Annotated in this window: 16 protein-coding genes and 1 pseudogene; 9 read left to right on the forward strand and 8 right to left on the reverse strand. The window is 72.3% G+C overall.

From position 1 onward, the window contains the following. The first annotated feature begins 44 nt into the window (after positions 1-44). The 6 genes and pseudogenes from ACFYPN_RS02900 to ACFYPN_RS02925 all read left to right on the forward strand — a co-directional run bounded on the left by ACFYPN_RS02900 (position 45) and on the right by ACFYPN_RS02925 (position 6,114). Complete coding sequence (locus ACFYPN_RS02900; RefSeq protein ID WP_358764722.1) at positions 45-524, forward strand: Rrf2 family transcriptional regulator; 480 nt, start codon at positions 45-47, stop codon at positions 522-524. Between the two features lie 48 nt (positions 525-572). Further along, entirely contained in the window at positions 573-1,793 is a 1,221-nt protein-coding gene (locus ACFYPN_RS02905; protein ID WP_358764720.1) for an MFS transporter, read from the forward strand. Between the two features lie 261 nt (positions 1,794-2,054). Continuing rightward, positions 2,055-3,944 carry an acetolactate synthase large subunit gene (locus tag ACFYPN_RS02910; RefSeq protein ID WP_389296530.1) on the forward strand — a complete coding sequence of 630 codons (1,890 nt, stop codon included), beginning with the start codon at positions 2,055-2,057 and terminating at the stop codon, positions 3,942-3,944. A 27-nt stretch (positions 3,945-3,971) separates the two neighbouring features. Beyond that, positions 3,972-4,208, forward strand: a pseudogene (ilvN, locus tag ACFYPN_RS02915) (acetolactate synthase small subunit); the annotation flags it as partial. A 263-nt stretch (positions 4,209-4,471) separates the two neighbouring features. After that, complete coding sequence (locus ACFYPN_RS02920; protein ID WP_389296531.1) at positions 4,472-5,125, forward strand: GNAT family N-acetyltransferase; 654 nt, start codon at positions 4,472-4,474, stop codon at positions 5,123-5,125. Between the two features lie 113 nt (positions 5,126-5,238). Next, positions 5,239-6,114, forward strand: a complete 876-nt coding sequence (locus ACFYPN_RS02925) for a sulfurtransferase (protein WP_389296532.1) — start codon at positions 5,239-5,241, stop codon at positions 6,112-6,114. Positions 6,115-6,180: 66 nt separating this feature from the next. Here the strand turns inward: ACFYPN_RS02925 and thpD are convergent, their stop codons facing one another. The 5 genes from thpD to ACFYPN_RS02950 form a co-directional block, all read right to left on the reverse strand. Further along, positions 6,181-7,074: an ectoine hydroxylase gene (gene thpD, locus ACFYPN_RS02930; RefSeq protein WP_389296533.1), complete on the reverse strand. Its 894-nt coding sequence runs from the start codon at positions 7,072-7,074 to the stop codon at positions 6,181-6,183. 2 nt (positions 7,075-7,076) lie between these two features. Further along, positions 7,077-7,475, reverse strand: a complete 399-nt coding sequence (locus ACFYPN_RS02935; protein ID WP_358764711.1) for an ectoine synthase — start codon at positions 7,473-7,475, stop codon at positions 7,077-7,079. 79 nt (positions 7,476-7,554) lie between these two features. Continuing rightward, on the reverse strand, positions 7,555-8,820 hold the full coding sequence (gene ectB / locus ACFYPN_RS02940; RefSeq protein ID WP_389296534.1) for a diaminobutyrate--2-oxoglutarate transaminase: 1,266 nt from the start codon (positions 8,818-8,820) through the stop codon (positions 7,555-7,557). Positions 8,821-8,978: 158 nt separating this feature from the next. After that, a complete protein-coding gene (ectA, locus tag ACFYPN_RS02945; RefSeq protein WP_358764707.1) occupies positions 8,979-9,545 on the reverse strand; it encodes a diaminobutyrate acetyltransferase in 567 nt (188 codons plus the stop codon). 348 nt (positions 9,546-9,893) lie between these two features. Beyond that, the gene (locus ACFYPN_RS02950) at positions 9,894-11,000 is read right to left on the reverse strand and encodes a pyridoxal-phosphate-dependent aminotransferase family protein (RefSeq protein WP_389296585.1); all 1,107 of its coding nucleotides are present in this window, start codon (positions 10,998-11,000) and stop codon (positions 9,894-9,896) included. 95 nt (positions 11,001-11,095) lie between these two features. On the opposite strand from ACFYPN_RS02950, the gene ACFYPN_RS02955 reads away from it, so the two are divergent. After that, positions 11,096-12,220: an amidohydrolase family protein gene (locus ACFYPN_RS02955; protein WP_358764705.1), complete on the forward strand. Its 1,125-nt coding sequence runs from the start codon at positions 11,096-11,098 to the stop codon at positions 12,218-12,220. A 114-nt stretch (positions 12,221-12,334) separates the two neighbouring features. Here ACFYPN_RS02955 and ACFYPN_RS02960 read toward each other — a convergent pair whose 3' ends face one another. Continuing rightward, complete coding sequence (locus ACFYPN_RS02960; RefSeq protein WP_389296535.1) at positions 12,335-13,852, reverse strand: PH domain-containing protein; 1,518 nt, start codon at positions 13,850-13,852, stop codon at positions 12,335-12,337. Between the two features lie 413 nt (positions 13,853-14,265). On the opposite strand from ACFYPN_RS02960, the gene ACFYPN_RS02965 reads away from it, so the two are divergent. Continuing rightward, positions 14,266-15,537: an SCO1860 family LAETG-anchored protein gene (locus tag ACFYPN_RS02965; protein ID WP_389296536.1), complete on the forward strand. Its 1,272-nt coding sequence runs from the start codon at positions 14,266-14,268 to the stop codon at positions 15,535-15,537. A gap of 213 nt (positions 15,538-15,750) precedes the next feature. On the opposite strand, the gene cobC is transcribed toward ACFYPN_RS02965, so the two are convergent. Beyond that, positions 15,751-17,337 carry an Rv2231c family pyridoxal phosphate-dependent protein CobC gene (gene cobC, locus ACFYPN_RS02970; RefSeq protein ID WP_389296537.1) on the reverse strand — a complete coding sequence of 529 codons (1,587 nt, stop codon included), beginning with the start codon at positions 17,335-17,337 and terminating at the stop codon, positions 15,751-15,753. Between the two features lie 110 nt (positions 17,338-17,447). Between cobC and ACFYPN_RS02975 the strand changes: the two genes are divergently transcribed. Continuing rightward, positions 17,448-18,170 (forward strand): ZIP family metal transporter, encoded by a 723-nt coding sequence (locus ACFYPN_RS02975; RefSeq protein ID WP_389296538.1) that lies wholly within the window; start codon positions 17,448-17,450, stop codon positions 18,168-18,170. 113 nt (positions 18,171-18,283) lie between these two features. Here ACFYPN_RS02975 and ACFYPN_RS02980 read toward each other — a convergent pair whose 3' ends face one another. Next, positions 18,284-19,636, reverse strand: a complete 1,353-nt coding sequence (locus tag ACFYPN_RS02980; RefSeq protein WP_358762949.1) for a cobyrinate a,c-diamide synthase — start codon at positions 19,634-19,636, stop codon at positions 18,284-18,286. Between the last annotated feature and the right edge of the window lie 61 nt (positions 19,637-19,697).

Consider the following 19,697-nt stretch of genomic DNA (forward strand, 5'->3'; position numbering starts at 1 on the left):
GGAGAGCGCGCGAAAATGGAACCTGGACGTGTAGTGTCCTGGTTATGCGGATGAGTGCGGGAGTCGAGTGGGGGCTGCACTGCTGCCTGACGCTGGCGTGGCTCGGGGACGCCGAGGCGGTGTCGTCGGCCAGGCTCGCGGCCTGGTTCGACCTGCCGCCGGCCTACCTGAACAAGCAGTTGCAGGCCTTGGACCGGGCAGGCATCCTGACGTCCACCCCGGGAGCGCGGGGTGGTTTCCGGCTGGCCAGGCGGCCCGAGCGGATCACGCTCATGGATGTCGTCGCCGCCATCGACGGTCCGGACGACGTCTTCCAGTGCACCGAGATCCGGCAGCGGGGAGAAGGGGCGGGCGCACCCGCCCACGAGTTCCAGCAGCCCTGCGGTGTCGCCGGCGCGATGCGCAGGGCCGAGCTGGTGTGGCGCAGGGAACTCGCCGCGCAGACCGTGGCGGACCTCATGGCCGCCGCACCCGCCTCCGCCGCCGAGCGGGCGCGGCGCCATCACGAGCGCATCGGCCGCTGAGCACGCAGCACCCCGTGGAGTGAGCGCGTACAAGCAAGGAGAACCTGGATGTCCAATGTCTCGATTGCGTCCGGCCGCCGATCGGCCGGCGGCCAGGACACGCCCGAGCAGAGCGGCCTGTCGTCGACCCTGGTGCTGGCCCTGGGCACCTTCGCCGTCGGCACGGACGCCTTCGTCGTCGCCGGATTCCTGCCGTCCATGGCCGACGACCTGCACGTCTCGGCGGCGGCCGCCGGCCAGTCCATCACGGTGTTCGCCGCCGCCTACGCCGTACTCTCGCCCGTGCTCGCCACGGCGACCGCGCGCCTGCCCCGCCGGGCGCTGCTGGTCGGCGCGCTGATCACCCTCGGCCTGGCCAACCTGTGCTCGGCGCTGGCGCCGAACCTGGCCGTGCTGATCATCAGCCGGGTCCTGGCGGCAGCGGGCGCGGCGGCCTACACACCGAGCGCCGGCGCGGTGAGCGCCGCGCTCGTGCGCCCCGAACTCCGGGCGCGGGCCCTGGCCGTGGTGATCGGCGGCCTCACCGTCGCGACCGCGCTCGGCGTGCCGCTGGGCAACCTCGCCAGCCACTGGCTCGGCTGGCGCACCGCCCTGGGCATCGTGGCCGGGCTCTGCGTGCTCATCGCCGCCGGAGTGCGACTGATCATGCCGGCCCTGCCGGGGAACGTACGCGTTCCGCTGCGCACCCGGCTCGCCGTGCTGCGCCGGCCCGCCGTCCTGGCCGTGCTGCCGCTCACCGTGCTCGGCATGGGGGCCAGCTACACCGCGTACGCCTACAGCGTCCCGGTCCTGCGGGCGGTGCGGGTCCCCGACCACGCGGACCTGTGGATGCTCTTCCTGTACGGACTGGGCGCCGTACTCGGCAACCTGGCGTCCGGCTACGCCACCGACCGCTGGGGCTCCGTCCGGGTCCTGACCGTCGGCTACATCGCCATGGTGCTCGCGCTCGGCCTGCTGACCTGGGTCGCGGCCGGCCATGTCTCCCTGATGCTCCTGGTCGGCGTGCTCGTCCTCCTCTGGGGCGCGAGCAGCTGGTGCCAGACGCCCGCGCAGCAGCACCGCCTCATCGAGGTCGCCCCGCAGGAAGCCCCGCTGGTGGTCTCCCTGAACTCCTCCGGCATCTACCTGGGCATCGGCCTGGGGACGGTGCTCGGCGGAATCGCGCTCCCCCACGGGGCGACCACCGTGTACGGTCTCGGGGCGGCGCTGGCGGTCGCAGCCCTGCTCTTCCTCCAGTTCACCGCACGTGCGGCGGCCCGCAAGGGCTGAGCCGCGACACTCCCACCCTCGCGCGGCCCGGCCCACCAGAGCCCCGGCCGCCCCAAGACGGTGTGGCGCCGCATCACCTGCTGAACCACCTCTCAGCGCGCGGCGCCGGATACCGGCGCGGAGAAAGATCCTGCTGCCCCGGTTTCACGACAACGGCCACGTGGTCCGAGCGGACGCGCACCGATGCGAACGCGAGGCCACGGGCCGGCCCCCGCCCTTCCCACGGGTCCCCACAGTCGACGAAACCGAGAGGTCGGCACGATGAACACACACACGACGGACCGCGCACACGGTCCGGAAGCCCCTTCCACCACCCCCGCCCCGCGGACCACCACCGACGACACCGGTACCCCCGGGGCCGTCGCCGAGACCGGTCTGACGGGGGCCCAGTCCCTGATCCGCTCGCTCGAAGAGGTCGGAGTGGACACCGTCTTCGGCATTCCGGGCGGAGCGGTCCTTCCCGCGTACGACCCCCTGATGGACTCGACCAGGGTCCGTCACGTCCTCGTCCGCCACGAACAGGGCGCGGGCCACGCGGCCACCGGCTACGCGCAGGCCACCGGCAGGGTCGGCGTCTGCATGGCGACCTCCGGACCGGGGGCCACCAACCTGGTGACCGCGATCGCCGACGCCTACATGGACTCGGTTCCCATCGTCGCCATCACCGGACAGGTGCCCTCGGCGATGATCGGTACGGACGCCTTCCAGGAGGCGGACATCTGCGGCATCACCCTGCCGATCACCAAGCACAACTACCTGGTCACCGACCCGGATGACATCCCCCGGGTGATCGCGGAAGCCTTCCACATCGCCGCCACCGGCCGCCCCGGCCCGGTCCTGGTCGACATCGCCAAGGACGCCATGCAGCGGCAGACCACCTTCCACTGGCCGCAGCGCAACGACCTGCCCGGCTACCGCCCGATCGCCAAGCCGCACACCAAGCAGGTCCGCCAGGCGGCCAAGCTGCTCCTGGCGGCCGAACGCCCGGTGCTCTACGTCGGTGGCGGTGTCGTCAAGGCGGGAGCCGACGAGGAGCTGAAAGCCCTGGCGGAACTGACCGGCGTGCCGGTCACCACCACGCTGATGGCGCTCGGTGCCTTCCCCGACAGCCATCCCCAGCACCTCGGCATGCCCGGCATGCACGGTACGGTCGCGGCGGTCACCGCGCTGCAGAAGGCCGACCTCATCGTCGCGCTGGGCGCCCGCTTCGACGACCGTGTCACGGGCCGGCTGGACAGCTTCGCCCCGTACGCCAAGGTCGTGCACGCCGACATCGATCCCGCCGAGATCGGCAAGAACCGGCGGGCGGACCTGCCGATCGTCGCCGACGCCCGCGATCTGCTGACCGAGCTGATCATCGCCGTCCGGACCGAGCAGGAGTCGGGCGCCGGCCGGGACCTCACGGCCTGGTGGAAGCAGCTGAACGACTGGCGCAACCGCTATCCGCTCAGCTACGACCCCGCACCCGCGGGCGGACTGGCTCCCCAGCAGGTCATCGAGCGCATCGGCCAACTCGCCCCGGAGGGAACGGTCTTCACGGCGGGCGTCGGCCAGCACCAGATGTGGGCCTCGCAGTTCATCGGCTTCGAACGGCCCGCCCGCTGGCTGAACTCCGGCGGAGCCGGAACGATGGGCTACGCCGTTCCCGCCGCGATGGGTGCCAAGACCGGCCTCCCGGGATCCACCGTGTGGGCGATCGACGGTGACGGCTGCTTCCAGATGACCAATCAGGAGCTGGCCACCTGCGCGCTGAACAACATCCCGATCAAGGTCGCGGTCATCAACAACGGTGTCCTCGGGATGGTCCGCCAGTGGCAGAGCCTCTTCTACGACCAGCGGTACTCCAACACCGTGCTGCACTCCGGCCCCACGGCCGGCGAGGGGGAGGAGCGACCGGTCCGGGGGACACGCGTCCCGGACTTCGTCCTGCTCGCCGAGGCGATGGGATGCGTCGGACTGCGCTGCGAGGACCCGGCCGATCTCGACGCGGTCATCGAGAAGGCCAACTCGATCAACGACCGTCCGGTCGTGGTGGACTTCATCGTCCACGAGGACGCCATGGTCTGGCCCATGGTGGCTGCCGGTACCTCCAACGACGAGGTCCAGTTCGCCCGGGGGATCCGCCCCGACTTCGGCGACGAAACCGACTGACGTCCACCGCGCGAGGAAGAGAGCAGCATGCCCAAGCACACCCTCACCGCCGTGGTGCAGAACAGGCCCGGCGTACTCGTCCGCGTCGCGGCCCTGTTCGCCCGCCGGGGTTTCAACATCGACTCACTCGCCGTCGCCCCGGACGGGAAGCCGGACCGGTCCCTGATGACGATCGTCGTCGACATCGAGAGCCAGGAACTCGACCAGGTGACCAAGCAACTCGCCAAACTGGTCAACGTGGTCGAGGTGCTGGAGGAGGTGCCCTGCTGAACCCGGGCGGCCCACCTGAGACGTGACCGTCCCCGCCGCGCCCGGCGCTTCCGCGGGCGCGGCGGGGCATCCGCCGCAGGACACCGGTCGGTCGTGGTCGCGGTCGAGAGGCCGCCCCCGGAGGGGATGCCGCCGCGGTGCCGCCACGGCGACCGTCAGCGCAAGGCCGTCGTCGTCCTCCGTCCGGGGGCGCGCGGCCGGTACGCTCGCGGCACCCGGGCCCGCGCCGTGATCCCGGCCGGAGGAGAGGCCCTCGGATGCTCACACTGTCGGAGATCGCTCAGCACCCCGAGGTCCTGACGTACCGTCTGGACATGCGCGACGGCACAAAGACCGTCTTCCGTCCGCTCGTTCCTGCCGACGCCGAGGGACTGGCGTCCTTCCTGGCGGGCCTGTCTCCCACGTCGAGGCGGTTCAGCACCTTCGACGGGTACGGCGGTGAGGCCGCCCGGGAGCTGTGCGACGCGATCGCGCGCTACGACAAACTCAGGTTCGTACTGGAGGACGTGCGGTCCGCCAGGATCGTCGGCCTCCTGGAACTCTCTCTCGCCCTCACTCCGGGCGACATCGCGCGGTACCGGGCGGCAGGCGTCGCTCTCGACGAACGGACCGACTGCCGTTTCGGTCCGACCCTGGCCGACGACCATCAGGGGCGAGGGGTGGGGACCCTGGCCTTTCCCCTCGTCGTGGCAGCCGTACGACGGCTCGGCCGGTCCAGGGTCATCCTCTGGGGCGGGGTCCTCGCCGACAACGCCCGCGCCCTCCGGTACTACGAGAAGAACGGGTTCCGGCGGTTCGGGTCCTTCGTCGGGGCGGACGGTTCGCGGTCGCTCGACATGATGGCCGACCTGCGCGAGCTGCCGGACCCGGTACCGGCTTCCTCGCCCGACCGGACGATGCCGTCGGCATGACACCGGGGCACGGGAGCGCTCAGGGGCGGGCTCCGTGCGCTGCCCCGACCACTGACGTCTCGCCAGGCGAAACGGTATGGCTCGAATGGTGGACGGCTGATTAGCCTGCGGCCATGGACGCGTGTGTGGACGTCCCGCCGTTCGTGCGGGTCGAAGAGCTGGGTGGTCTGCCGGGGCGCGTGGTCCTCGCGGACGTGAGGTGGTACCTCGACGGGCGCAGCGGGCGGACCGCGTACGAGGGCGGGCACCTGCCCGGCGCGGTGTTCGTGGACCTCGACCGCCGGCTGGCGGGGCCCCCGACACCGGTCGGCGGCCGGAACCCGCTGCCGTCGCCCGAGGTGTTCTCCGAGGGCATGCGGGCGCTGGGGATCGACGACGACGACATCGTCGTGGCCCACGACGACCAGGGCGGCGTCATAGCGGCCCGGCTGGTGTGGATGCTCCGGGTCACCGGGCGCCGCGCGGCCGTTCTCGACGGCGGGCTGGATGCCTGGACCCGGGTGCACCCCGGCTCCCTGACGGCGGACGAACCGGTGCCGGCCCGGGAAGGCGACTTCTCCGTGCGCCCCTGGCCGGTGGAGGCCCTGGTCGAGGCCGACCACCTCGGGAGGCCCGACGTGCTGCCGGTCGACGCCCGCAACCGGGACCGCTTCGTCGGAGCCCAGGACCCCGTCGACCCCCGCCCGGGCCACGTACCCGGTGCGGCGAACATCCCCTGCCGGGAGAACCTGGACGGCCTGGGGCGCCTGCTGCCCGTGCCGACGATCCGGGACAACTTCGCCGCCGGGGGAGTGGTCCCGGAGAACGCGTCGACCGTGGTCTCCTACTGCGGTTCGGGCGTGACGGCCTGCCACAACCTCTTGACCCTGGAGCACACCGGGCTCGGCAGCGGCCGGCTCTACGTCGGCGGCTGGTCCGCGTACAGCCGTGACGAGGCCCGTCCGGTGGAGACCGGTCCCGCCCGCCGGGGCGGCCCCGCACCGGCGTGAGTACGGAGGCGGGTGGGGTGAAGCGGCCGGAACCGTTCCACCCCCACCCGCCCACGCGCGCTCCCGCTACCTCACCGGAGTGAAATCGCGGGCCCCGATGAACTCCGGGCGCCGCACCGGAGCCGCGAACGGCTCCTGGGCCGCGTTCTCCACGCTGTTGAAGACGATGAAGACGTTGCTGCGCGGGAACGGGGTGATGTTGTCACCCGATCCGTGCATGGCGTTGCAGTCGAACCAGGTCGCCGAACCCGCCCTGCCCGTGAAGAGCTTGATGCCGTGCGCGCCGGCCATCTCCGTCAGCGCCTCGTCCGACGGGATACCCGCGTCCTGCATCTGGAGGGACTTCTTGTAGTTGTCCTCCGGCGTCTCACCCGCGCAGCCGAGGAACGACCGGTGCGAACCGGGCATGATCATCAGAGCGCCGTTGGTGTCGTGGTTCTCGGTCAGCGCGATCGAGAGGGAGACGGTCCGCATGTTCGGCAGACCGTCCTCCGCGTGCCAGGTCTCGAAGTCCGAGTGCCAGTAGAAGCCCGAGGCGCCGAAGCCGGGCTTCACGTTGATCCGGGACTGGTGCACGTACACGTCCGACCCGAGGATCTGGCGGGCCGCGCCCACCAGCCGCTCGTCGGAGACCAGCCGGGCGAAGACCTCGCTGATCCGGTGCACCTCGAAGACCGAACGCACCTTCCCCGACGCCGGCTCGACGATCGACCGCTCGTCGGCGCGTACCGCCGGATCGGCGACGAGCCGCTCCATCTCGGCGCGATGAAAGCCCACTTCGTCCGGGGTGAGCAGCTGGTCGACGGCGAGGAACCCGTCCCGCTCGAAGGTGAGGAGGCTCTGTACGGGTACGGGCCCGGGGGCGCCCGGCGCGGACCAGACGACCGGGTCCCGGCGGGGCACGATCGTCTCGGCGGCGCCGCGCGAGGGGTACGGGTCGGTGCGGGCGTACGTGGTCATGATCAGGCCTCCTCGGTCAGCAGCGGATAGACGCCGTTCTCGTCGTGGTCCTCCCGTCCGGTGACCGGAGGGTTGAAGACGCAGACGCAGTGGAAGTCGGTCTTCGGCCGGAGCGTGTGGTGCTCGTGGCCGTCGAGCAGATACATCGTGCCGGGGGTGATCCAGTGCTTCTCACCGGTGTCGTCGTTGGTGAGTTCGGCCTCTCCCCGGGTGCAGAGGACGGCTTCGATGTGGTTCGCGTACCACATCGACGTCTCCGTGCCCGCGTACAGGATGGTCTCGTGGAGGGAGAAGCCCACCTTCTCCTTGGCGAGCACGATGCGCTTGCTCTCCCAGGTCCCGGAGGCGGACTTCACATGGCGGTCGGTGTTCTCGATGTCGCTGAACGAACGGACGATCACGGTGGTGGGGTGCCTCTCTCGCGGTGGTGACGTTTCGTGGACGGAGCGGGTCAGGCGGCCGTTTCATGGACGGAACGGGTCAGGTGGCGGTTTCGTGGACGGAGCGGGTCAGCGTGCGCAGCCCTTCGTCCAGTTCCTCGGGCGTGATGGTCAGCGGCGGCAGCAGCTTCACGACCTCGCTCCGCGGACCCGAGGTCTCCAGCAGCAGTCCGAGCTCGAAGGCCCGGGCGGTGACCGCCGAGGCGCGCGCGGGGTCGGTGAACTCCAGCCCCCACACCAGGCCGCGGCCCCGGAAGGAGGCGGTGGTCTCCTCGGCGCAGAGGGAGAGCAGGGCCTGCTCCACCTGCTCGCCGCGCGCCTTCGTCTGCTGCTCCATGTGGCCGTCGGCCCAGTAGGCGTCGAGTGCGGCGGCGGCGGTGACGAACGCCGGGTTGTTGCCGCGGAAGGTGCCGTTGTGCTCACCCGGCTCCCAGACGTCCAGCTCCGGAGTGAACAGGCAGAGGGACATGGGCAGTCCGTAGCCACTGATGGACTTCGACAGGGTGACGATGTCCGGGACGATGCCCGCCTCCTCGAAGGAGAAGAAGCCACCGGTACGCCCGCAGCCCATCTGGACGTCGTCCACGATCAGCAGCATGTCCTGCCGGTGGCAGAGCTCTTGGAGCGCCCGCAGCCACTCGGCGCGGGCGACGTTGATGCCGCCCTCGCCCTGGACCGTCTCCACGATCACCGCGGCGGGCTTGTTCAGTCCGGAGCCCTGGTCCTCCAGCAGACGCTCGAACCAGAGGAAGTCGGGGACCTGGCCGTCGAAGTAGTTGTCGAACGGCATCGGGGTGCCGTGCACCAACGGGATGCCCGCGCCGGCCCGCTTGAACGCGTTGCCGGTCACGGCGAGCGAGCCGAGCGACATCCCGTGGAAGGCGTTGGTGAAGGAGACCACGGACTCGCGGCCCTTCACCTTGCGCGCCAGCTTCAGCGCGGCTTCGACCGCGTTGGTGCCGGTCGGGCCCGGGAACATCACCTTGTACGGCAGATCGCGCGGACGCAGGATGACGTTCTGGAAGGTCTCCAGGAAGGCGCGCTTCGCGGTCGTCGCCATGTCCAGCCCGTGGGTGATGCCGTCCCGCTCGATGTAGTCGAGCAACGCCCTTTTCAGCACGGGGTTGTTGTGGCCGTAGTTGAGGGAACCCGCACCGGCGAAGAAGTCGAGGTAGCTGTGGCCGTCCTCGTCCGTCAGCCGGGCTCCCCGCGCGTGGTCGAACACGGCGGGCCAACTCCGGCAGTAGCTCCGGACCTCGGACTCCAGGGTCTCGAAGACGCTCAGGGCGGGCGGGGTGATGGTCACGACGATCTCTCCTGAGGGGGGTTGTGGTCGGTGGCAAGGGGTGCGGTGCACACCGGCGGCGCGATGGCGCACACGGCGCACACCCGGGGTGACGGCGCGGACGACCCGGGTGCCGGCCGCACCCTCGCGGGCGGCGGGCCTGGCCGCGACTGCTGCCGTCAACTGCCGAACGGGCCGATGCGGTAGAGGACTTCGGGGAGATGCGTGTCCTCCGGGAACAGCTCACCACCGAAGAGCACCTCGCGTTCCAGCCCCACGTCGTGACGCTCGGCGTACGAGGTGAAGAGCCGGTCCGAGGCGGTGTTGTCCGGCGTGACGGTCGTCTCGACCGCTACCAGTCCCTGGTCCTCGGCGACCCGTTCGGTCAGGGCGTCCAGCAGGGTGGCGGCCAGCCCACGGCCCCGGTACGCGGCGTCGACCGCCACCTGCCAGACGACGAGCGTCTGCGGGCGGTCCGGGCGGACGTAGCCGGTCACGAAGGCGACCGGCGCACCGTCCTCGCCCCGGGCGACCACCGAGGTCGCCGCGAAGTCACGGCACCAGAGCAGGTAACTGTAGGAGGAGTTGAGGTCGAGGACTTCGGAGTCGCGGGCGATGCGCCACAGCGAGGCCCCGTCCTCCACGCGTGGCGCGTCCACGGTGAGGAATGCGCTCGGCGCATGCGGCACATTGAGGTCGGCGGAGTCTGTTCGGGCACGGGCAAGGTCTGCTGGTGCGGCGCTCATGCAAGGGAATTTACCCAGCAAATTTCTCGATTGCACCGGCGAAAAGGGTTGGGTGGTGGAGGTGGACGTGTTATCACGCGAGTGCGAACCCGACCGGGCAGGCGGGCTTTTTCTGGCGATTCGTAGCGGATTTATCCGGCATTACGCCCCCTGTGTGGAGTCCGTCACAACCCCGTGACTTCTGCGGCCCGCGCCCTGTCGGCCCATTCGGACACCCTCTCGGCTCTGCGCGTTTACCCCACGAGAGTCCGGGCACATGAATGCGGGGTGCTGCTTATCGATAAGCAGCACCCCGCATTCATTGAATTCCGCGTCATCGGGTGCGGGAAATGTGCCGCACCCCGGGAATCATTCGCTCGGCCAGGTTTCCTGGACGGCCTCGCGGGCAGCTTCCAGATCGACCTGCCGGCCGGTCCCGGCCAGCGCCGACCCGAGCGCCGCGAGGGAGGCGAGGACAGCCCCCCGCGTGGCGTCCACCCCGTAGTGATTGACCCGGACCATCTCCCTGGACAGCGCCCCGCCCCCCGCGATCAGCGGCAGCGAGGGCTCGGCGAGAAGCGCCCGCGCCACCAGCGCGGAGGCGTCCACCCCGTCCGGAACGCGCAGCGTCGTCGCGACGGGCGCGGCGTCGTGCGCCTCGTGGACGTACGGCGTCAGCCCACCGCCCAGCGCGAGCGCACCCGCCCGGGTGGCAGCGGCCGCAGCGGAGTGACGCGCCATGAGTGCCTCCAGGCCCTCCGACTCGATCCGCTCGACACACGCCTCCAGCGCCAGCATCTCCAACTGCGCCGGGGCGTGCAGCAGTGCCTTGCGGCCCCCGTCGATCCAGCGCTGCTTCCAGTCGAGCAGCGAGAGGTAGGAGTGGCGCGGCGCCTGCGGGTTCTCGGCCATCCGCTCCCAGGCACGCGCGCTCACCGAGACCGCCGAGACGCCCGCCGGGCCCCCCATCGCCTTCTGCGCGCCGATCACGCACAGATCCACGCCCCAGACGTCCGGCAGCAGCGGCTCGGCGCCCACCGAAGCCACCGCGTCCAGCATGAAGAGCGCGCCGTGCGCCCGGACGACCTCACCGATCTCCGCGACGGGGTTGGTGTTCCCGGTCGCCGCCTCGGCGTGCACCAGCGAGACGAAGTCGGTCTCCGGGTGGTCGGCCAGGGCTTCCGCGACCTGCTCGGCGGTGACGGCCGTGTGGAAGGGCACCGTGAGGTCGACGACCTCGGCGCCGCAGTCCCGCAACCAGTTGCCGAAGGTCTGGCCATACGGGCCGGTGACGACGTTGAGCGCGGTCGTACCGGGCCGGGCGGCGCCCCGGATGCAGCCCTCCAGGGGCAGCAGCGCCTCGCCCTGCATGATCACCACGTCCTGCTCGGTGGCGAGGAGACCGGCCACCCGCTTCTCGATGGCCGCGAAGTGCGCGGGGGTGAGCGGGGCGAGGTCGAGGAAGGGGTGCGTCACGGTGGTGCTCTCTTCGGTTCGGTCAGTCATTCTGCGGGCCTGTGTACGAACAGCGCTCGGTCCGAGAGTACCGACCGCCTCGTACAGTGCCGCACATGAGCGATCACAGCGACCAGCGCGATCACCGCGACCGGGACCGGCGCGTGCTGCGGGTGAGGGGACGGGTGCTCGTCGGCCCCGACGAGGTGCGCGACGAACTCTGGTCCGTGGACGGCCGGATCACCTTCGAGCGGCCCGCCGGTGCGGACGGGGCGGAGACCGTCGAGGGATGGGTGCTTCCGGGTCTGGTCGACGCGCACTGCCACGTCGGACTCGACCGCCACGGCCCCGTCGACGCGGCCACCAGCGAGAAGCAGGCACTCACCGACCGGGATGCGGGCGCCCTGCTGCTCCGCGACGCCGGATCACCCTCCGACACCCGGTGGACCGACGACCGGGAGGACCTACCGAAGATCATCAGGGCCGGCCGCCACATCGCCAGGACCCGTCGCTACATCCGTAACTACGCCCACGAGATCGAACCGGGCGACCTGGTCGCCTACGTCGCGCGCGAGGCCCGCCGGGGCGACGGCTGGGTGAAACTGGTCGGCGACTGGATCGACCGGGAGGCGGGCGACCTCGCCCCCTGCTGGCCGCGCGGGGAGGTGGAGGCCGCGATCGCCGAGGCCCACCGGCTCGGCGCCCGGGTCACCGCGCACTGCTTCGCCGAGGACTCGCTGCGCGATCTGGTGGAGGCCGGCATCGACTGCGTCGAGCATGCGACGGGGCTCACCGAGGAGACGATTCCGCTCTTCGCCGCACGCGGGGTGGCGATCGTGCCGACCCTGGTCAACATCGCCACCTTCCCACGCCTCGCGGACGGCGGCGAGGCCAAGTTCCCCCGCTGGTCCGCGCATCTGCGCCGGCTGCACACACGCCGGTACGACACCGTGCGCGCGGCCCACGACGCGGGCATCCCCATCTTCGTCGGCACCGACGCGGGCGGCTCGCTCGCCCACGGTCTGGTGGCGCAGGAGGTCGCCGAACTGGTCCAGGCGGGTATCCCGCCCCTGGAAGCGCTCGGCGCGACCGCCTGGGGAGCGAGGCGATGGCTGGGCCGCCCCGCCCTGGAGGAGGGCGCCCCGGCCGACCTGGTCGTGTACGCCGAGGACCCGCGCGCCGACGTACGCGTCCTGGCGGCGCCCCGCCATGTGGTGCTGAACGGCCGGGTGGTGGGCTGACCTGCCACCGGGAGACCGGTCTCCGCCGGGGCGGCTCCCCCCGGGACGCCCGCGCCGGGCCGACCGCAGCGGGCCGCTCAGACCGACCGCAGCGGGCCGAACCGGCCAGGACACTCAGGTCTTAGAGCGGGCGCGCTCGGTGTCCTCGCCGGCCGCCGCGGCGCGCTCCAGGGCGCGCAGGATGCGGGCCAGGTCGTCCGGGGCGGCCGAGAGGCGCACGGGGGTGCCCGCGTCGTCGAACTCGGCGACGTGCCACCCCCTGGAGACCTCGTCACCGTCGCCGCCCCGGACCCGCCGCACCCGGAGAAGGGTCAGCCGCTCCACGGGCACCCTGTGCACCCCGAACCGCCCGGGGCCCGCGTGCGGTGAGACCGCGAGGACATCGCCCCCGCCCAGCACGACATGGGTGCCGAAATGGTGGGGGTTGTACTCCGTGGCTTCCAGGAAGCGGGCCGACAGGAAGACCGCCTCCCCGTCGGCCGTGACCGTGTCGTCGGCGTCGTGGGTGTCTTTGGTGTCCTTGGTGTTTTCGGTGTTTTCGGTGTTGCCGGCATCGCCGGCGCGGACCGTGTGCCGGGGAGGGCGGACGCGGCTGACGTGGAAGGCCAGGACGAGGAGCCCCGCCGTCACCGCCGCGCCCACCCCCGCCCACGTGGTCGTCGTGGGAGAGCCGAGCATGTCCGTGGGGTGGAGTACGCAGAGCGGCAACAGCCACAGGGCCGTCACGAGCAGGGCCCCCGCGAAGGGGAGGGCCGAGGGGAGTACCTCGTCGTCCGGGAGTCTGCGTCCACGCACCCGCTGCACGGCGCGGGCGGCGGGGTAGCCGGCCGCCAGCACGAGCGCCACCGCGAGGGCCAGCAACTGGCCTGCCGGAGCCCGGTGTTCGTGCCACTGCCCGTGCGCGCCGGTGAAAGCCCTCGGCCTGCCGCGCCAGAAGGTCACCTCAAGGCGGTCACCGCGGGCGAACGCCCCTGCCGTCTCGTGGGACACACGGATCCGGTCTGTTTTCCTACCGGCCGACACATAGAGCGAGTTGTACTTGCGGCGCTCGTGGACATCGGTGCGCACCACCACCCCAGGGAGCGTGGACAGGCATTCCCCGCGTTCCGCGAGGGGGGTGGCGGCGGTGCACGGCACGACCGCCCGCCACGCGCGTTCGTCCGCGAGGGAGTTCGGCACCGCCCAGAGGGAGATCACCATGGCCACGAGGAGCAGCGGAACGCACCAGGCGATCGGTCCGGTCACGCCGTGCCCCCCGGTGCGGGTGGTGATGACGTGCAGGTGGTCCGGTTCGGCAGGCGTCCCGTGGCGACGGTGCAGCACCCGCAGCGCCTCCACCTCCGCGTCGAACTCCGGGTCCGTGATCCGGTAGCTCCGGGGCCGGGGCAGGGAGCGGACGCGCCCGTCACGCAGCAGCAGGCTGACCCGTCGGCGCTCCCCGGACTTCATGGGCGCCCGGTGGACGCGCAGCGCCACGACGTCCTGCCACGGAATCGTCACCCGCCGCAGCGCACCCCTGCACCGCACTCCGCCGGCGTCGGCGTGCACCCCGGGAGCGGTGCTCCCGAGGTCGGCGAACGGCCATCTGTGCGCGGCGCCGGAGCGGTGGGGCGGATGCGGGTCTTCAGCCATGGGCACAGCCTGCCACCAGTCGTTGGCGCTCCTCGGTCGAGGGTGCGGCAGAGTCCGGGCCGCGGAGTTGCCGACATTCGCCTCCCGGCGAGACCGGGAGGGATGCGGCGACGGAGGGTGCGTTGACAGGCAGTGACAATTCGGCCGCCCACTCGTTGGGCTTGCCTTGTTTGACTACCCAAGTCGTCTGCGAGTGAGTCCAGTTGGGCGAAACGGGTGAGTCAGTGGAACATGCGTGCCGCAACATTCGAATGCGTACGCTAAAACCCCCCTTTGGGGTGAACCGGCTTCGGGTGTCCGTCCATTCACCCTCTGTGCGTAAAAGATTCACTGGGTCGAGGCCACCGGCGCACGTGATGTCCCCCGTTGGACTGCGCCGTTGGCTCCATGTCTCTTGTGGGGGTTCCACCATCTTGAACAGCAATACCTTCCGTCTCGCCGCCCTGGCGGTCGCCGCCGCGCCCGTCGCGCTGTTCGCCGCGTTCCCTGCGCAGGCCGCAGCCCCGGTGACGACGGGCGCGGGTGAGGGCAGCGCGAGCGCGGTCGTGCTCCGGACGGCGCTCGACGTCTCACTCCTGAACAGGACCGTCGGCGTACCGCTCAAGACCACGCTCAATGAGGTCCATGCCCCGGAGAGCGCCGAGCGGACCGCGCTCTCCGTGAAGCTGGACGGCGTGGACCGGGGCCCGGTCCAGGTGCTGCGGGCCGACGTCGCCACCTCGGGCGCGACGGTCGACAGGCGTCGCGCGGAGGGCCACAGCAACCTCGTCAAGGCCCGGGTCCAGGTGCCCGGCCTGCCATTGCTCTCGCTCATCGAGGTCGAGAAGGTCACGTCCAAGGCCGTCTGCGAGGTCGGCCGGAAGCCGGTCGCGGAGTCGAACGTCCTCGGGCACGTGACGGTCCTCGGCAAGCGGACCACCCTCACAGCGGGCGGTACGAGCAGGGTGGACGTGCCGGGTGTCGGGCGGGTGACCCTGGACCTGTCGAAGACCGGCACCACCTCGAAGACCGCCGCCGCGACGGCACTTCAGCTGCGGATCTCCCTCAACCCGCTCAAGCTCAACGTCGCCGAGGTGCGGGGCGAGGTGACCCTCGCGGAGGCGACCTGCACCACGCCCGGCTCCGGTCACGGCGGCTCGGGCGACGGTGGTTCGGGCAATGGCGGCTCGGGGCACGGTGGTTCGGGGCACGGCGGTCACGGTGACGGCGGCTCCGACGACGGCGGTACGGGCGGCGGCGGCGCCGCGGACAGCGGCGCGACCGGCGGCAGCGGCGGTGCGGGCGACACCACCGGCGCCACGGGCTCAGGGGATACGGGTTCCACGAGCGCCGGTTCCACGAACAGCGGTGCCACGGAGGGCGGTTCCGGTGACGGCGGCACGACCGGCGGAGGTGCCACGGGTGACACCGGCACCCCCGCCACCTCCGCCGGCTCCACGGACGGCACCTCCGCCGGCTCTACGGACGGCACCTCCGCCGGCTCCACGGACGGTACCTCCGGCAGCGGCGGCGACGACGTGAAGACGCAGACGGGGACCGGCAACTCCCCGGCCACCGTCTCCGGGGACGACCTCGCGGAGACCGGCAGCAGCTCCAGCACCCCGCTCATCGCCGGCGGCGCGGCCCTGCTGCTGGCGCTTGGCGCCGGTGCGACCGTCCTCGCCCGCAGGCGCACCCAGGACTGATCCGGCCGACGGGCACCGGCCGGCCCGCGCGCTCAGGCGGGCGCGCGGACCGGCCGGAGCACCCGGGCGCCACGGGGCGTACGGGCCGGGGACAGGCCCGGTACAAGCGCCAGGACAGGACAGGACAGGACAGGACGGCCGGGCGGTGCCGGGGCGTACGGGAGGCCGGTTCCATCGATCCCCGTCCTGCTTCGGCCCTGCGTCCGCCCTGCGTCACCCCGCCGGTCTCCCGGCCCCCACCGGCAGCGCCTGGAGCGCCAGGTCCAGCGCCTGGAGGAAGCGGTTCGTCGTCACCCGGTCCCGGACCGCGAGCCGCAGCCACTCCGGTCCGAGCCCCGGGAAGGTGTCCCCGCGCCGGGCCGCGAACCCCAGCGAACGCAACCCCTCCCGCAGCTCGGCCGCACCCTCCAGCCGGATCAGCACGAACGGCCCCTGGGCCGGGGCCACCACCTCGATCTCCCCGAACTCCGCTATGCCCGCCAGCAGATGGGCCCGGTCCACCGCGATCCGGTCCGCCGCGCAGGCCGCCTCCGCCAGGGCCCGGGGCTCCATGCACGCCTCGGCCGCCGCGAGCGCCGGTGACGACACCGGCCACAGCGGCTGCGCCTCCTCCAGCAGGGCGATCACCGCGGGCTCGGCCAGCACATAGCCGATCCGCAACCCGGCCAGCCCCCACGTCTTGGTCAGGCTGCGCAGCACGACGAGGCCGGGGACGTCCGTACGTCCGCAGAGCGCCTCGCGCTCCCCGGGCACCGCGTCCATGAACGCCTCGTCGACCACCAGGGTCCGTCCCGGTCTCGCCAGCGCTTCGAGCACACCGGCCGGGTGCAGCACGGACGTCGGGTTGGTCGGATTGCCGACGATCACCAGATCGGCGTCCTCCGGCACCGCGGCCGGGTCCAGCCGGAACCCGTCCTCCGCCCGCAGGATCACCCGCCCCACCTCGTGCCCGGCCGCCCGCAGCGCCGCCTCCGGCTCCGTGAACTGCGGGTGCACCACGACCGGCCGCCGGGCCGGCAGGGCCCGTGCGATCAGTACGAACGCCTCGGCCGCCCCGGCGGTGAGCAGTACCCGGTTCGCCGGGAGCCCGTGCCGGGCGGCGACGGCGGCCCGCGCCGCACCCCCGTCGGGGTAGGCGGCGAGCCCCCCGAGGGAGGCCGCTATGCGTTCCCGCAGCCAGTGCGGCGGGGTGTTCGTCCGGACGTTCACGGCGAGATCGGTCAGTTGCCGGCCGCGTACCTCCGCGTCGCCGTGGTGACGCAGGTCGGGGCCGCCGCTCTCGATGTACCGCGTGGGGGGAGTCATGGCAGCCATGGTGAGGGGCGCGGCGTCTTCCGTCACCGGCGCGGCCGAAGATTCCGCTTCCGGGAGAACCGCGCGCGGTCCGCTCCTGCGGGCCACCGCACAGGTGGCCCGCGCCGACCTCGTCTTCGGCACCACCAGTTCGTCCGCCGCGCAGAGCGCCGCGGCCTCCGCCACGGAAGGCGTACCGACCAGCGCGCCGACCGCGTCGGACGCCCCGGGCACCGGCACCCGGGTCAGCTCCGCCGCCGACCGGCCGCGCAACGGAACCCCCAGACGAGCCGCCGCCGCCATGATGCCCGGCTCAGCGGTCTTCGCCTCGACGGTGGCCAGTTCGACCACGTCGGCGACGGCCAGCCCCGCCGTCCGCAGCACCTGTTCGATCAGCGCGGACACCTCCTCGCCCGGCACGCCCCTGCGGGCACCGACGCCGACGACGAGTGACGGCCCGGCGGCCGCTGCGGGGGAGTGGTCCGCGGACCCTGCTGTCGCGGTCACGGGAAGTCCTTTCGTACGGTCCGCTCCGCCGGGTCCTCGGGACACCCGGCGGGGCGTACGGCGCTCCTGCGGAGATGCGGGCAACGGTGCCGATCGGCTAGCAAGGGCCCATGGCGGTGTTCGTCGCGCTCGGCGCGTTCCTGATGACTCTGGCCGGCGGCTGGGTCGCGCAACGCGTCACCGACCGCCGCCACCTGGTGCTCGGCTTCGCCGGCGGCCTGATGCTCGGTGTGGTCGGCCTCGACCTCCTGCCGGAGGCGATCGATGCGGCGGGGCGGCCGGTGGCGGGGGTGCCCGCCGCGCTGCTGTTGTTCGTGGGGGGCTTTCTGGTGGCCCATCTGGTGGAGCGTCTGCTCGCCGTACGCCAGGCGGCACACGGGGCGGGCGAGGAACGCGTGCCCCAGGTGGGGCTGACCGCTGCTGCCGCGATGGTGGGCCACAGCCTGATGGACGGGGTCGCGCTCGGTGCCGCCTTCCAAGTCGGCGCCGGCATGGGGGCCGCCGTCGCGCTGGCCGTCATCACCCACGACTTCGCCGACGGATTCAACACCTACACCCTTACCAGTCTTTACGGGAACAATCGCCGCAAGGCGTTCTTCATGCTCTTCGCGGACGCTATCGCCCCGATCGTGGGCGCGGCGACCACCCTGGTGTTCACTCTTCCGGAGGAATTGCTCGGCGGATATCTCGGATTCTTCAGCGGCGCACTGCTCTACCTCGCCGCCGCCGAAATCCTGCCCGAGGCCCACCACGACCACCCGGCCCGCTCCACCGTGCTCTGCACGATCGCCGGGGTCGGCTTCATCTGGCTGGTCGTCGGCATCGCGGACTGAGCCACCGCCTCCCGCCGGGGACCGTACGCGGCACGACGGACGACGCGCCCCGTACGGGAAGGCCGCCGTACGGAAAGGCCGCCGTAGGGGAAGGCCCCCGTACGGAAAGGGCCTCAGCCCACCCCGCACCGCTCCACGAACCGCCGGGCCACCTGCGGCGCCGCCGCCCAGTGGGTGTGCAGGTAACTCGCGTGCACCCCGCCCCGGACGAAGCCCTCCACCCGGCGTTCCGGCAGGTGCATCCCCCAGGCCGGTACGGGTCCGGCGCCCGGCTCCAGCACGGTGCGGTGGAACTCGTGGCCGCGCATCCGGGTGCCGGCCGCCGCGAGCGAGCTGTCCGCGACGGCCACCGCCTCCCGGTAACCGAGCGTCAGGCGAGCCGACATCCGGGCGCTCGCGTCGAGCACCCCGCACATCGGGCGGCCGTCCAGCTCGCGCGCCAGATAGAGCAGCCCCGCGCACTCCGCCGCCACCGGCGCCCCGCTCTCCGCGAGCGCGGTGACCGCCCGGCGCAGCGGTTCGTTGGCCGACAGCTCGGGGGCGTACACCTCCGGGAAGCCGCCCCCTATGACCAGTCCGGCCGTGCCGTCGGGGAGCTTCTCGTCGTGGAGCGGGTCGAAGGGGACGACCTCCGCGCCCGCCGCCGTGAGCAGCTCGGCGTGCTCGGCGTACGCGAACGTGAACGCGGCCCCGCCCGCCACCGCGATCACCGGCCGCTTCCCCGAGGAGGCGTACCGCTCCGGCTCCCACGCCTCGACGGCGAGCGGGGGAGCGGTACGGGCCAGTGCCAGCAGCGCGTCGAGGTCGCAGCCGGCCAGCACGCGCTCGCCCATCGCCGCCACCGCGTCCACGGCGTCCGCGCGCCGCTCGGCCACCGGCACCAGCCCCAGATGGCGCGACGGGGTCTCCACCTGCGCGGCCCGCCGGAGCACCCCGAGGACCGGCAGCCCGGATTCCTCCAGGGCGTCCCGCAGCAGCGTCTCGTGCCGGTCGGAGGCCACCTTGTTGAGGATCACCCCGCCGATCCGCACCCCGGGGTCCCAGGCGGCGAAGCCGTGCACCAGGGCCGCCACCGAACGCGACTGCGAGGAGGCGTCGACCACCAGTACCACCGGCGCCCGCAGCAACTTCGCCACCTGCGCGGTCGACGCCAGCTCACCCTGCCCCGAAGCCCCGTCGAACAGCCCCATCACGCCCTCCACCACCGCCAGGTCGCAGCCCGCCGACCCGTGCGCGAAGAGCGGTCCGATCAGACCGGTCCCGCACATGTAGGCGTCGAGATTGCGGCCGGGCCGGCCGGTGGCCAGCGCGTGGTAGCCCGGATCGATGTAGTCGGGGCCCACCTTGTGCGGGGAGACGGCGAGCCCGCGCGCGGCGAAGGCGGCCATCAGCCCGGTGGCGACGGTGGTCTTGCCGCTGCCGGAGGACGGTGCGGCGATCACCAGACGCGGAACACCGGCGGACACACCGCCCGCCCCACCGCCGGTCCCGCCGCCCGTCCCGCCGCCCGTCCCACCGCGCGGGCCA

The sequence above is a fragment of the Streptomyces sp. NPDC005576 genome (genome assembly GCF_042871745.1).
Taxonomy (GTDB): Bacteria; Actinomycetota; Actinomycetes; order Streptomycetales; family Streptomycetaceae; genus Streptomyces.